The sequence below is a fragment of the Lysinibacillus sp. CTST325 genome (assembly GCF_054665055.1).
Genome location: NZ_BAAFHO010000003.1, coordinates 238,401 through 251,796, shown reverse-complemented (window position 1 = coordinate 251,796; position 13,396 = coordinate 238,401). Strand labels below are relative to the sequence as shown.

The following is a 13,396-nucleotide window of genomic DNA, read 5'->3' as shown; positions in this document are numbered from 1 at the left end:
AAAGGGTAATCAAAAAATGATTAACCGCTTATGACCAAGCAAGTAGCAAATACCTCTATTGGAGAAGAGAGGGAAAGACCTAGGCTGAAATCTTTCCTACAAAAATGTATATTGTGAATAACACTTGAGAGGCTTTTTTCTGAAAAGTATTGCTTAGTAGGAAAAAACGGAATCGGCCGTTATCCGATTAGGAGGAGGACGCATGTATTTGATGCGTCAACTAGGGTGGAACCGCGGAAGCTTGTACAGCTCTCGTCCCTTGCATAACGCAAGGAGGCGAGGGCTTTTTTAGTGGACAAAAAATAACAGAAGTCCAGAAGACAGCTTGCTCATAAGCAATTAATAAAGGAGGTTTTTCTATGAGTTTTAAAGTGCCACGAGGGACACAAGATATTTTGCCTGGTCAATCAGAAAAATGGCAAAAGATAGAAGCGGTTATCCGTGATATCTGTCGTGTCTATCGCTACAATGAAATTCGCACACCAATTTTTGAGCAAACAGATTTATTTGCACGTGGTGTCGGTGAAACAACAGATGTTGTTCAAAAAGAAATGTACACATTTGAAGATCGCGGTGGCCGTTCGTTAACATTACGTCCGGAGAATACAGCTGGTGTAGTTCGTGCTTATGTTGAGCATAAAATGTTTGGTGCACCGGATCAACCAGTAAAGCTTTCATATATAGGACCAATGTTCCGTTATGAACGTCAACAAGCAGGGCGCTACCGTCAATTTGTTCAATTTGGGGTAGAAGCAATTGGTTCAGCTGACCCAGCGATTGATGCAGAAGTTATTGCACTAGCAATGGATGTCTATGAATCAGCAGGTTTAAAGGATTTAAAATTAGTCATTAATTCACTAGGCGACAAAGAAACACGTGATACACACCGTACAGCACTGCTACAACACTTCGAACCACATATTCATGAGTTTTGTTCAGACTGCCAAAATCGTTTGCAAAAAAACCCACTACGTATTTTAGACTGTAAGGTAGACCGCGAGAACCCATTAATGCAATCTGCACCTGCATTAACTGATTTCCTAACTGAGGAGTCAGCAGCATATTTCGCTCAAGTTAAAACGTACTTAGATACTCTGGGAATTTCGTATGAGGTCGATCCAAATCTTGTAAGAGGTCTTGATTATTACAATCATACGACTTTTGAAATTATGTCAACGGCTTCTGGCTTTGGAGCCATTACTACACTTTGTGGTGGGGGTCGCTATAATGGCCTTGTACAAGAAATTGGTGGACCAGAAGTACCAGGTATCGGTTTCGCATTAAGTATTGAGCGTTTGTTGCTTGCGCTTGAAGCTGAAGGTGTTGAATTAGACACAGCATCAGGACTCGATGTCTATATGATTGCTATGGGCGAAGAAGCGAAGCTAAAAACGGTAGAATTAATAAGTACCTTCCGTGCTAAGGGCATTTCTACAGAGATGGATTATTTAGATCGCAAAATGAAAGCTCAAATGAAATCAGCAGACCGTTTAGGTGCGAAATATACGATTGTTTTAGGCGAAACAGAGCTTGAAGAGCAGGTAGCTACTGTTAAACATATGGAAACAGGTGAACAACAAAAAGTAGCGTTCTCAGAGTTAGTGAACTACCTATTAAAACAATAAGCGAAACTGTTAAAACATAAATCGTTTATAAATCAATACAGGATTATCTGTCCAAATGAATCATATCTACGTCATTTGGACAGATAATTCATCTAATGAACTGCTAATTTTCCTTGGCATCAATTCTCTATTTAGTAGGAACTGTATGCTACATAAGTAAAATAAACGCGTTCATCACCGAAGTTGGGATGACATTTTGTGAAAACATATGTCATGTGGATAAATCAACCCTGAGTTATGGTGATGAGCCAAATAAATTTTGGAGGAATTAAATAATGGCAACAAGAACACATGCTAGTAATGAACTTTCAGAAGCATTAAAAGGCGAAAAAGTCGTATTAAAAGGGTGGGTACAACGTCGCCGCGACCTAGGTGGTTTAATTTTCATTGATTTACGTGACCGTACTGGAATCACACAAGTTGTGTTTAGCCCGGATGTAGCAGAAGCACATGCTTTAGCCGATAAAGTGCGTAGTGAGTACGTAATCGAAGTGGAAGGGACAGTTATCCTTCGTGCAGAAGATCAAATCAACCCAAATGTACCAAACGGCAAAATTGAAGTAGAAGCAACAAAATTAGTCGTTATTAATACGGCAAAAACAACACCATTCCAAATCGAAGATCGCACTGACGTATCTGAAGATTTACGTTTAAAATATCGTTATCTTGACCTTCGTCGTCCTGTGATGTTTGATACTTTCAAAATGCGTTCAGACGTTACTCGTACAATTCGTAACTTCTTACAAAACGAAGGCTTCTTAGAAGTAGAAACGCCAATTTTAACAAAATCATCTCCAGAAGGTGCTCGTGACTATTTAGTGCCATCACGTGTTCATGAAGGTGAATTTTATGCATTACCACAATCACCACAGCTATTTAAGCAATTATTAATGGTGTCTGGTTTCGAAAAATACTTCCAAATCGCACGTTGCTTCCGTGATGAGGACTTACGTGCTGACCGTCAGCCAGAGTTTACACAAGTTGATATTGAAACAAGCTTTTTAACGCAAGAAGAAATTATTGAAACGAACGAACGCTTAATCCAAGCAGTTATGAAAGAAGTAAAAGGCATTGATATCCCTGCTCCATTCCAACGTATGAAATATCAAGAAGCAATGGATCGTTACGGCTCAGATAAACCTGACGTACGTTTCGGCTTAGAGCTAGTTGCTTTAAATGATATTTTTGATGGCTGTGATTTCAAAGTGTTTGCTGATACAGTAGCACAAGGTAAGCAAGTAAAGAGTATCAATATTAAAGGTGCAGCAGATAAATACTCTCGTAAAGACATGGACGAGCTAACAAAATTCGTTGGTATTTATGGAGCAAAAGGTCTTGCTTGGTTAAAAGTAACGGAAGAAGGTTTAAACGGCCCGATTGCAAAATTCTTTGACGATGCTTTAGCAGCTGCGTTAATCGAGCGTATGAAAGCTGAAGTGGGCGATATTTTAGTATTCGTTGCTGATAAGGCGCCTGTTGTAGCAGCATCTTTAGGAGCACTTCGTACGAAATTAGGCCAAGAATTAGGCTTAATCGATGAATCAGAATTTGCATTCCTATGGATCACAGATTGGCCATTATTAGAGTACTCTGAGGAAGACGGTCGCTATTATGCAGCGCACCATCCATTCACACGTCCATTTGACGAAGATATTCCATTAATGGAAACTGATCCTGCAGCTGTCCGTGCGCAAGCATACGATATCGTATTAAATGGTTATGAGCTTGGTGGAGGTTCATTACGTATTTATGAACGTGAATTACAAGAAAAAATGTTTAATTTACTTGGTTTCACAGAAGAAGAAGCAAGAGCTCAATTTGGCTACTTATTAGAAGCATTTGAATACGGTGTACCACCACATGGAGGTCTTGCATTTGGTCTTGACCGCTTCGTAATGCTACTTGCTGGCCGCACTAACTTACGTGATACAATTGCATTCCCGAAAACTGCAAGTGCAAGCTGCTTATTAACGAATGCACCAAGTGAGGTTTCTTTAGAGCAATTGAATGAGTTAAATTTAGCGATTAAAACATTTAAAAGATAATTAATACTACGAAATACCTGGATTCTCTAGCGAAATTTGTTGAGAATCTAGGTATTTTTTGCGTTTTCGCAAGAATGTAGATTTTTTTAAAGAAAATAGTTTGAATTATCAGACAAAGAATGCTATTATAACAGTAATACGAATCCTGAAGTGTTTGTTTAATTGCTAGCTCTACTTAACAGTTTTGACCGAACATTTTAGAATCGGGAGCCTTCATTTTGTAGTCGCAAACAAGCCCCACGCGGAGCGGGACGTTTAAAGCTGCAAAGCAGGCACCCCCCTGCGAATTGCGGGTTCAAAACGAATGTTTCTTGGCATAACGGCACAATCGGGATTCGTCATACATAGTAAATAACCACAAAAAGGAGCGTAAAATTAGCTCCTTTTTTAGTGCGATTAAAGGGTTATTCAAAAAGACAACCGCACAAGCAAGACTTATAATAGAACAAATTTGTTATTTGTAGAGGGGAAATGACAATGATTCTTGGCTTAAAAAAGAATGAAGTAAAAATTGTGCCATATGATAATGAATGGAAAAATGAATTTAAACGAGTTCGTTCCGAGATTATAGAACATACAAATATCCAATTTGATCGTATTCAACATATTGGTAGTACATCGATTGATGGGATTAAGGCAAAGCCGATCATTGATATTTTAATGGGCGTCGATGATATTGATAATATTTCAGAGTCATTTTTAAAAGAAATGAGAAAAGCTGGTTTTTATAGATTGCGTGTAGAAAGACCAGCAGAAATTGTATTTGCAAAGTTTACAGATGACACATTTGAAGTCAAAACACATTTTGTTCATTTGGTGAATTATCAAGAAAAAAAGTGGTGTGATTTATTGTTTTTTAGAGATTATTTAAATACAAACGAAGAGATCAAAAGACAGTATGAAAAGTTAAAATTAAACTTCCTTAACAGCAATTTAAAGGGGATTGATGAATATACAACATATAAAGAGCAATTTGTACAATCGATTTTTAATAAAAGAATTGCTTTAGCAGGTGATAAATAAGGCGTGGATATAAATTACTGAGATAGAACAAAGAAATTGAATGATAATTAACGCATTCTCGTCAATTGGAATTACATTTGTAAAAACTATACTTTGTGTATAAGTTGATTGGAGTGGAGACTGGGCGACTCCTTGGGGATTAGCGATAGAGGAACGAAGGCTAAAATCATCACATCCTGTGATAACGCCTTCGTGACCAACATCCTATTGCCCCAAGCGGCTCATCGGACACCCCAGGAAGCTTTGCTCTTTGGCGTCAGCAACAAATGTTTTATCTGCGCGAAAGCGAAGCGGCAGCGACAAATGTTTTATCTGTGCGAAAGCGAAGTGTCAGCAACAAAGCGCCCAGCCGGAACGGAAATCAACTTCACGTTATGGTGAAAAATCTAAAAAATTTAGAAAATATAAAAAATACTTTTTATTTTTGTGAAAGTGTCATATAATTGGTATAGACAACTATACCAAATTAAATGATAGCTTGTTAACTTCAGCAAAGCTCCTCAAAAAATGACTAGGGGGTGATCTATTGAAGAATACACTTTTAATTTCCGATGTTACGATAGTCAATCATGATGAAGAACCGTTTCAGGGCGACGTATTCATTGATAATGGTAGGATTATTAAAATAAGCGATACCTTATCTCATCAGGCTGAGCATATTATTGATGGCAAAGATAAAAAATGGTTACTGCTACCTGGCTATATTGATATGCACATACATGGCTCTGCTGGGCATGATGTGATGGATGCTACACAATTAGCATTACATCAAATGGCACGTTCTTTAGTACAAGAAGGTGTTACGGGCTTCCTTGCTACAACAATGACACAATCTATAGAAGTAATTGAAAGCGCTTTATCCAACGTTGCTCAATTTGAAAACAATGATGATGAGGCAAGCTTATTAGGTATACATGTAGAGGGGCCATATGTATCGAAAAAACGGGCAGGAGCTCAGCCAATAGAATACATTATTTTACCGTCTACTGAGCAATTTACATCCTGGCAGAACATAAGTAAGCAACGCATTAAACAAGTCACAATTGCACCTGAGGTAGAGGGAGGCTTTACGTTTATTGAATCGTTAAAAGAGTTAAATGTTATTGCTTCCATTGGCCATTCTGACGCATCAATTGAGGAGGTGGAAAAGGCAGTAGCATTGGGCGTAAGGCAGGCTACACATTTATATAACCAAATGCGCCCTTTCCATCATCGCCAACCAGGTGTCGTTGGTGCAGTGCTTTTAGAAGATCAGGTAAAGACTGAAATTATAGCTGATTTCGTGCATAGCCATCCTCAAGCTGTAAAGCTAGCGTATCGTATTAAAGGAGCGAATGGTATTATCTTAATTACAGATGCGATGCGGGCAAAAGGCTTACATTATGGTGATTATGATTTAGGTGGTCAAACCGTTCATGTTTCTAAGGATGGGGCTCATTTATCTAATGGGGCTTTAGCGGGCAGTGTGCTAACGATGGAGCAGGCAGTAAAAAATATGAAAGCAGTTACCGATTGCTCATTGCAGGAAATTGTCGCAATGTCCTCTACGAATGCTGCTAAGCAATTACAGCTTGCAACTAAAGGTCGTATTGCAGAAGGCTATGATGCAGATTTTGTATTACTAGATGAACATTTAAATGTACAAAAAACTATTTGTCGGGGTAAAGTTGTATTTGAGAAGTGAAAGTAAAGAGGCGATAAGGATGGTGCAACACTTGTTAGATAAAAATTCTCATATACCTATTTATATACAAATAGAAGAAATCATTAAACAACGTATTTATTTAGAAGAATACAAAATCGGTGAAAATATACCTTCTGAGCGAGAGCTTTCTATGCAGTTTGATGTTAGTAGAATGACTGTTCGTCAATCAATCACTAATTTAGTGAATAGCGGATTGCTGTATCGTGAAAAAGGGAGAGGTACATATGTCGCTAATCCAAAATTAGAACAACCGCTAAAAGGATTAACAAGTTTCACAGAGGATATGCGAGCAAGAGGGATGGAACCAAGTAGTAAAGTTTTACGCTTTGAAAAAATCGTACCACCAGTTGATATTGCTGGAGATTTAATGTTAGAACCGGGCGAAGAGGTATTCTTCGTTGTACGAATTCGTAGTGCAGATTCTAAGCCAATGGCAATCGAAAGAACGTATATTCCTGTGAAAGTATATCCAGAACTAGATGAAAAGAAAATAATGGGGTCATTGTATGCGTTAATTGAAGCAAAATTCCATCAAAAAATTGGAAATGCTATTCAGCAAATGGAAGCAGCTATTGTTCCAAAAGAAGATAGTAAATTTTTGCAAATTAATCATACTGCACCTGTGTTAATTATTAAACGTACAAGTTATTTATCTGATGGAGTTCCGTTCGAGCTTGTACGAAGTACTTATAGAGCTGATCGATACAAATTTATTAGTGAAATAAAAAGGTGATCCTATGGATGCATATTTTCTAGAAATACAAAAGTTAATGCAAGTCGTGAAGGAGCAAGAATATGCCCAAATAAAAGAAACTGCACAATTAATTGTTCAAAGGCTTCAACGCGGAGGAATTGTCCAATTATTTGGTTGTGGCCATTCTCATCTTTTAGCACAGGACGCATTTTATCGTGCGGGAGGGCTTGTACCTGTACGTCCTATCATTATTGAACCTTTAACTTTACATGCAGGAGCAATGACATCATCTAAAAACGAGAAGGACCCGACTATCATTGAACGGTATAAAGATCATTTTGATTTTCATGAAAATGATGTTTGCATTGTTATTTCTACATCCGGAAGAAATCAAGTACCGTTAGATGTGGCTTTTTTAGCGAAAGAAACAGGCGTGCTGGTCATGTCTCTGCAATCTCTTGCTTATTGCGAACAACCGGCCCGCCATCAAAGTGGACAGCGCTTAGAGGATGTAGTAGATATAGTTATCGATACGCATATACCAATAGGAGATGGTTTGCTGCATCACAATGAAATACAATATGCACCATCCTCTACAGTGATCGGTTCATTTATTTTAAATGCATTATTTAGTGAAATCATTGAGAACATGGCTTTATCTGACGAAATATTACCAGTTTTTAAAAGTAATAATGTTGACTCTGATTTGTCTCATAATGAGGCTATGATTACCAATTATCAACATCGTATTAACTTTAAATGACAAGCGGAGGGATATCGATGAAGAAAATGTTTAAAATAACAGCGCCAGAGGGACTACATGCTAGACCAGCAGCATTACTCGTAACGGCTGTAACACCGTTTGAGTGCGACGTTCAGTTAACGTATAAAGAGAAATCGGTCAATTTAAAATCAATTATGGGCGTTATGTCACAAGGGGTGGCACCTGGAAGCATTGTAGAAATTTCAGCAGAGGGATCTGATGCCGAGAAGCTTTTTCAAACAATAACAGAAGTAATGGTTTCTAAAGGAATTGGTGAGGAATGTTAGAAATACAAGGAATTGCTGTTTCTCGAGGCATTGCCTTTGCAAATGCGTATTGTTTAAACGAACCAGATCTAACTTTTGAAGAAATTAAGATTACGGATGTACATGCTGAACTAGAAAGATTCAAGGCAGCTATTGTAAAAACGAAAATGGAGCTACAAGAAATCCATGAAATAGCTCAGGAGAAATTCGGTGCTGAAAAGGCGGCTATTTTTGCGGCACATCTATTAGTGCTAGAGGATCCTGAAATGCTTTCATCTATTGAAGCGAAAATTCAATCTGGGGTGAATGCTGAATTTGCATTAGATGAAGTATCGAATATGTTCATTGCAATGTTTGAAGGGCTAGATAATGTCTATATGCAGGAGCGAGTCGCAGATATTCGAGATGTGTCTAAACGGGTATTAGCCCATTTGTTAGGGGTTGAAATGGTGGATATGAATCGTTTAACCTCGGATGTTATTATCGTTGCTAAAGACTTAACACCGTCCATGACTGCGATGTTAGATACAACGTATGTGAAAGGGTTTATAACGGATATTGGTGGCAAAACATCTCATTCTGCTATTCTCGCACGAACGTTAGAGATTCCAGCAGTAGTTGGGACGAAAAATGCCACGGAAGGTATTCAACATGGAGCACCAATTATTTTAGATGGGACAAATGGCAAGATTTTTGTTAACGCTTCATCGGAAGTATCTAGCTTTTATAGGCAGCAACAACATTTACACAATGAAGAGAATGAAGAATTTCTTCGATATCGTACATTACCAAGTTTGAGTGCGGATGGATTTTCAGTAGAAATTGCAGGGAATATAGGGAATCCTGAAGATGCGGATATGGTCATTAACGCTGGTGGAGATGGTATCGGCCTATTTCGTACAGAGTTTTTATATATGGAACGACAGGAGCTACCTACTGAGGAGGAGCAGTTTCAAGCATATAAAAGTGTACTTGAGAAAATGCAAGGCAAGCCAACGATTGTTCGGACATTAGATATTGGCGGCGATAAAAATCTACCGTATTTAAAGCTTGCTGATGAGATGAACCCTTTTCTTGGCTATCGAGCAATTCGAATTAGTTTAACCCAACAAGAAATGTTTCGTGTACAGATTCGCGCATTACTAAAAGCAAGCGCTTACGGCAATTTAAAAATAATGTTTCCGATGATTGCTACATTGGACGAATTTAAATTGGCGAAGGCAATATTGCTTGAAGAAAAACAAAGTTTGAAGAGTGATGGATATCTTATATCTGAAACGCTAGAAGTAGGGATGATGATTGAAATTCCTTCGGCAGCTATCATTGCAGATGTATTTGCAAAGGAAGTAGATTTTTTCTCAATTGGTACAAATGATTTAATCCAATACACGTTAGCAGCGGATCGCATGAACGAAAATGTTTCTTATTTATATCAACCGTATCATCCTGCTGTTTTAAGACTGATAAAAAATGTCATTGATGCAGCACAGCATCATGGAAAATGGGTAGGTATGTGTGGTGAAATGGCTGCAGATGAAATAGCATTACCGATTTTACTAGGATTTGGATTAAATGAGTTTTCCATGAGTGCTTCCTCTATTTTAAAGACTCGTGCACATCTCGCTAAGCTTTCTAAACAGCAGCTAACACCACATAATGAACGCATTTTACTACTATCCACGGCCACAGAGGTCGAGGAATATGTCAAAAATAATCTATTAAGTTTATCTTGAATTGCACGAATATTCAGTACTGAAAAGGGGTGATCTAGCTTATGGAAATAAAAATAATCCCTCCAAAAGATTATTTACAAGTACATCAATTAAGAGATTATTGTTTTCCTAATAAGTATACGGGTGCGAGGCGCGATGATTTTCACTATTGGATTGAGCACAGCACAACATTAGGTGCTTACGATGAACGTAAAGTAGTTGGACAGTTATTAATATTGCCACTAAATATGACAATCCATGGTGAAAATTATAAGATGGGCGGAATTGGTTTTGTTGCAACGTATCCTGAATATCGGCAACAAGGTATTATCAAAAAGCTTATGACAGAGGCCCTGAAGGAAATGCGAGAGAATGGGCAGAGCATTTCTGTGTTAGCGCCATTTTCGGTATCCTTTTATCGTTACTTTGGCTGGGAAATATTTTTTGAAAAGCTATGTTACAGCATTCCGCAATTGCTCTTTCCTTCTTTCGGAAAGCAGCTAGATGTAGTAAAACGTATGAGCTTTGAATGGCTAGATCGTGATCTTTTTCAGGCGATTAAGGATTTTCATAATGCGCAGGCGATTTTTAATAATGGAAGTATGCTGCGAGATGATACTTGGTGGAAAAGGATAGAGAGAAGGGTGCCTGATAGTCATTTTGCGGCATATTTTAAGGACGATAAAATTGCAGGTTATATTCGCTATATCATTCAGGATGGAACATTTGAGATTCATGATTTTATAGCTGAAGATTTACTAGCAGAACAAGCGATTTGGCGTTTTATAACGTCTCATGCGGCGAGTGTAAGTAACATTAAAGGAGTTACTTCTAACGATCATCAATTTGGCTTTTATTTTAAAGAACCACAATTTAAAAAGGAAGTCGTCCAGGATGTGATGGTAAGAATAGTAGATACTTTGAGGTTCATGCAACATTATCCATGGGGCGATATTAAAGAGCCGTTATATATTCAAATTGAAGATGCATTTTGTAGTTGGAATGAGCACGCATATAAAATAAATAAAAGTGGAGATGTCTCGATAATTGAGACAAATTCTATCTCAAAAGTGCATATGTTAACATTACCAATTAATCTTTTTTCAGCGATGATGGTGGGCTATCTTTCTGTAAAGGATGCAGTCTTGTATGCAAATGAAGAATTGGCTGAAGACATTATAGATCGCTGGCAGCAAGCGTTACCCTCTAATAAACCAGCATTCTATGAATACTTTTAAGTCGTGTCATGTGTTGAAAAGTGGATATGAATGTAGTTTGTTCTGAAAAATTAAATTTTTTTGAACTTTTTTCTGGACTATACCAGTTAGGTGAATCCATTTTGTAGTCTGTAACGGAGTTATAGTCCAATTTTTAAAGTCTCTCTAAAAGGGAGTAAATGGTGTAAAAAGTATATTGTGGTATATACCAATTGATGCTATTCTCATCATAAGAAAGCGATTTCATAGTTAAAAAATCATAAAAATAAAGTTAGTTAAAAAGTCGAACTTAATCATGAAAAGGAGTGTTTTTATGAAAAACATTATGCTAGTGTGCGTGGCGGGAATGAGTACTAGTTTATTAGTGTCAAAGATGCAAAAAGCTGCACAAGAACAAAATATTGAGGCAGATATTTATGCGATTGCTGAAGGTGAGGTTGACAAAGTATTAGCTACTAAAACAGCGGATGTGCTGCTACTAGGTCCACAAGTCCGTTACTTAAAAGGGACATTTGAAAAAAAATACAAGGCAATGAATTTTCCGATTGATGTCATTAATATGGCGGATTACGGCATGATGAATGGTGAAAATGTTTTAAAGCAAGCGCTACAGTTGATTGGTTAAGGGGGCAGCGACAATGGAAGAAACAGTTTTGATGGAATCCATTATGGGACTGATTGTGCATAGTGGTAATACGAGAAGTGAATGTATGGAGGCTATCCAGCTAGCAAAAAAAGGACAGATTCAAGAAGCAAAGGAAAAAATACAGTTAGCTAACGATGCATTGATTGAAGCGCATCATTCTCAGACGGCTCTACTGTCACAAGAAGCGAGGGGAGAAAAAGTAGAAGTGTCAATGCTGTTAATTCACGCGCAGGATCATTTAATGAATGCCATTACATTTCGTGATTTAGCAACTGAAATGATTGAGTTGTACGAACGAATCAAAGGGGAATAGGGGAATAGCATCAAGCCTTGATGTCACAATAAAAAGTAAAGGGAGTGTGTGAAATGTTCCGTTTTTTAGAAGAAAAATTTGTGCCGGTTGCAGCTAGAGTAGGGAATCAGCGTCATTTAGTTGCCATTCGAGATGGATTTATTACAATCATGCCATTGACAATTGTTGGGTCACTTGCGGTTCTTGTTAATAATTTGCCTATCAAATTCTATCAAAATGCGCTCGATGCCATCTGGAAGCATGAAACTTGGACACAGTTTGGCGGCAATGTTTGGGGAGCAACGTTTGGAATCATTTCTCTGTTATTAGCCTTTTCCGTTGCCTATCATTTGACAAAAAGCTATGACAAGGATGCGTTATCTGGTGGTGTAATAGGTCTTGCGAGTTATATGACATTTGGCACGTTTGGAGAAGGTGGTTTAACAGGGTTAACAACGGGTACTGGAGGAATATTTGTTGCGCTCCTTGCAGCTTTGATTTCTGCAGAAATATTCTCACGTTTATCTGGGAATCCTAAGCTGTTAATTAAAATGCCAGCTGGTGTGCCGTCTGCTGTTTCAAAGTCATTTGCTGCATTACTACCAGCTATTATTACGATTGGCTTACTAGCATTAGTACGTACCATTATTTCTGCCGGGTTTAATATTCCAGATATTATTGGAACGTTTTATTCATCGATTCAAGAGCCGTTTATGGGATTAGCAAATACATGGGTAGCAGGTCTTATTTTAGCGTTTATTCCTACATTCTTATGGTCTTTCGGTATTCATGGGGCAAATATTATTGAGCCATTTATGCAATCTATTAACTTACAAGCAATAGATGCTAACGTTGCAGCGATTTCGGCTGGAAAAACTGCGCCTTATATCATTAATAAACCATTCTTTGATGCTTTTATCAATATGGGTGGTTCAGGGACAACAATTGCCTTAATTATCGCTATATTCATCATTGCACGAAAGAATAAACAGTATAACACGGTCGGTAAACTATCAGCAGCGCCAGGATTGTTTAATATTAATGAACCATTGCTATTCGGTTTACCAATTGTGCTTAATCCGATTTTATTTATGCCATTTATCTTAACGCCAATGATCAATGTCACAATCGCCTTTTTTGCAACAAAATGGGGATTAGTACCTGCAGCAACAATAGCAGTGCCATGGACTACGCCTCCCATTATTAATGGTTTCTTAGTAACACAATCATGGCGTGGTGCTGTGCTCAGTATCGTCTTAATTGTAGTTGCGATATGTATTTACCTACCATTTATAGCAATGGCAAACCGTATGGCCAAGCAGAATGAAAAGCGAGCTGCTGAATCAGAGACGCAAAACGAACAGCATGTTACAGAATTAGACAATCAAAAAGTAGAAGTATGATTGTG

At 37.9% G+C, this 13,396-nt stretch carries 13 protein-coding genes, 1 other RNA gene and 1 other annotated feature; all 14 genes read left to right on the top strand.

The features are described from left to right. The first annotated feature begins 21 nt into the window (after window positions 1-21). Window positions 22-263: a binding site (T-box leader), on the top strand. A gap of 96 nt (window positions 264-359) precedes the next feature. The 14 genes from hisS (at window position 360) to ACYQ73_RS10930 (ending at window position 13,391) form a co-directional block, all read left to right on the top strand. After that, on the top strand, window positions 360-1,625 hold the full coding sequence (hisS, locus tag ACYQ73_RS10995; protein WP_460012535.1) for a histidine--tRNA ligase: 1,266 nt from the start codon (window positions 360-362) through the stop codon (window positions 1,623-1,625). A 275-nt stretch (window positions 1,626-1,900) separates the two neighbouring features. Continuing rightward, window positions 1,901-3,670: an aspartate--tRNA ligase gene (gene aspS / locus ACYQ73_RS10990; protein ID WP_460012534.1), complete on the top strand. Its 1,770-nt coding sequence runs from the start codon at window positions 1,901-1,903 to the stop codon at window positions 3,668-3,670. Window positions 3,671-3,809: 139 nt separating this feature from the next. Then, window positions 3,810-4,009, top strand: a non-coding RNA gene (ssrS, locus tag ACYQ73_RS10985) — 6S RNA. A gap of 138 nt (window positions 4,010-4,147) precedes the next feature. Beyond that, complete coding sequence (locus ACYQ73_RS10980) at window positions 4,148-4,693, top strand: GrpB family protein (protein ID WP_460012533.1); 546 nt, start codon at window positions 4,148-4,150, stop codon at window positions 4,691-4,693. Window positions 4,694-4,943: 250 nt separating this feature from the next. Then, entirely contained in the window at window positions 4,944-5,123 is a 180-nt protein-coding gene (locus ACYQ73_RS10975; RefSeq protein ID WP_460012532.1) for a hypothetical protein, read from the top strand. A gap of 96 nt (window positions 5,124-5,219) precedes the next feature. Further along, window positions 5,220-6,377, top strand: a complete 1,158-nt coding sequence (nagA, locus tag ACYQ73_RS10970; protein ID WP_460012531.1) for an N-acetylglucosamine-6-phosphate deacetylase — start codon at window positions 5,220-5,222, stop codon at window positions 6,375-6,377. 31 nt (window positions 6,378-6,408) lie between these two features. Continuing rightward, window positions 6,409-7,131, top strand: a complete 723-nt coding sequence (locus ACYQ73_RS10965; protein ID WP_460012655.1) for a GntR family transcriptional regulator — start codon at window positions 6,409-6,411, stop codon at window positions 7,129-7,131. Between the two features lie 4 nt (window positions 7,132-7,135). After that, window positions 7,136-7,855 (top strand): sugar isomerase domain-containing protein, encoded by a 720-nt coding sequence (locus ACYQ73_RS10960; protein WP_460012530.1) that lies wholly within the window; start codon window positions 7,136-7,138, stop codon window positions 7,853-7,855. 17 nt (window positions 7,856-7,872) lie between these two features. Beyond that, the gene (locus ACYQ73_RS10955; protein WP_460012529.1) at window positions 7,873-8,142 is read left to right on the top strand and encodes an HPr family phosphocarrier protein; all 270 of its coding nucleotides are present in this window, start codon (window positions 7,873-7,875) and stop codon (window positions 8,140-8,142) included. Beyond that, window positions 8,136-9,854 carry a phosphoenolpyruvate--protein phosphotransferase gene (ptsP, locus tag ACYQ73_RS10950; protein WP_460012528.1) on the top strand — a complete coding sequence of 573 codons (1,719 nt, stop codon included), beginning with the start codon at window positions 8,136-8,138 and terminating at the stop codon, window positions 9,852-9,854. Before ACYQ73_RS10955 ends, ptsP begins: the two co-directional genes overlap by 7 nt. A gap of 41 nt (window positions 9,855-9,895) precedes the next feature. Continuing rightward, the gene (locus ACYQ73_RS10945; protein WP_460012527.1) at window positions 9,896-11,071 is read left to right on the top strand and encodes a GNAT family N-acetyltransferase; all 1,176 of its coding nucleotides are present in this window, start codon (window positions 9,896-9,898) and stop codon (window positions 11,069-11,071) included. Window positions 11,072-11,363: 292 nt separating this feature from the next. Then, window positions 11,364-11,675, top strand: a complete 312-nt coding sequence (locus tag ACYQ73_RS10940) for a PTS sugar transporter subunit IIB (RefSeq protein ID WP_427499926.1) — start codon at window positions 11,364-11,366, stop codon at window positions 11,673-11,675. 13 nt (window positions 11,676-11,688) lie between these two features. Next, window positions 11,689-12,009: a PTS lactose/cellobiose transporter subunit IIA gene (locus tag ACYQ73_RS10935; protein ID WP_460012526.1), complete on the top strand. Its 321-nt coding sequence runs from the start codon at window positions 11,689-11,691 to the stop codon at window positions 12,007-12,009. A gap of 53 nt (window positions 12,010-12,062) precedes the next feature. Further along, on the top strand, window positions 12,063-13,391 hold the full coding sequence (locus tag ACYQ73_RS10930; protein WP_460012525.1) for a PTS sugar transporter subunit IIC: 1,329 nt from the start codon (window positions 12,063-12,065) through the stop codon (window positions 13,389-13,391). Window positions 13,392-13,396: the final 5 nt, after the last annotated feature.

Bases quoted from the DNA above. Each gene is read 5' to 3' on its own strand.
- ACYQ73_RS10960 (WP_460012530.1), top strand. From the start codon at position 7,136: ATGGATGCATATTTTCTAGAAATACAAAAGTTAATGCAAGTCGTGAAG.
- ACYQ73_RS10945 (WP_460012527.1), top strand. From the start codon at position 9,896: ATGGAAATAAAAATAATCCCTCCAAAAGATTATTTACAAGTACATCAA.
- ACYQ73_RS10935 (WP_460012526.1), top strand. From the start codon at position 11,689: ATGGAAGAAACAGTTTTGATGGAATCCATTATGGGACTGATTGTGCAT.
- ACYQ73_RS10980 (WP_460012533.1), top strand. From the start codon at position 4,148: ATGATTCTTGGCTTAAAAAAGAATGAAGTAAAAATTGTGCCATATGAT.
- ptsP (WP_460012528.1), top strand. From the start codon at position 8,136: ATGTTAGAAATACAAGGAATTGCTGTTTCTCGAGGCATTGCCTTTGCA.
- ACYQ73_RS10930 (WP_460012525.1), top strand. From the start codon at position 12,063: ATGTTCCGTTTTTTAGAAGAAAAATTTGTGCCGGTTGCAGCTAGAGTA.
- aspS (WP_460012534.1), top strand. From the start codon at position 1,901: ATGGCAACAAGAACACATGCTAGTAATGAACTTTCAGAAGCATTAAAA.
- ACYQ73_RS10955 (WP_460012529.1), top strand. From the start codon at position 7,873: ATGAAGAAAATGTTTAAAATAACAGCGCCAGAGGGACTACATGCTAGA.
- ACYQ73_RS10940 (WP_427499926.1), top strand. From the start codon at position 11,364: ATGAAAAACATTATGCTAGTGTGCGTGGCGGGAATGAGTACTAGTTTA.
- hisS (WP_460012535.1), top strand. From the start codon at position 360: ATGAGTTTTAAAGTGCCACGAGGGACACAAGATATTTTGCCTGGTCAA.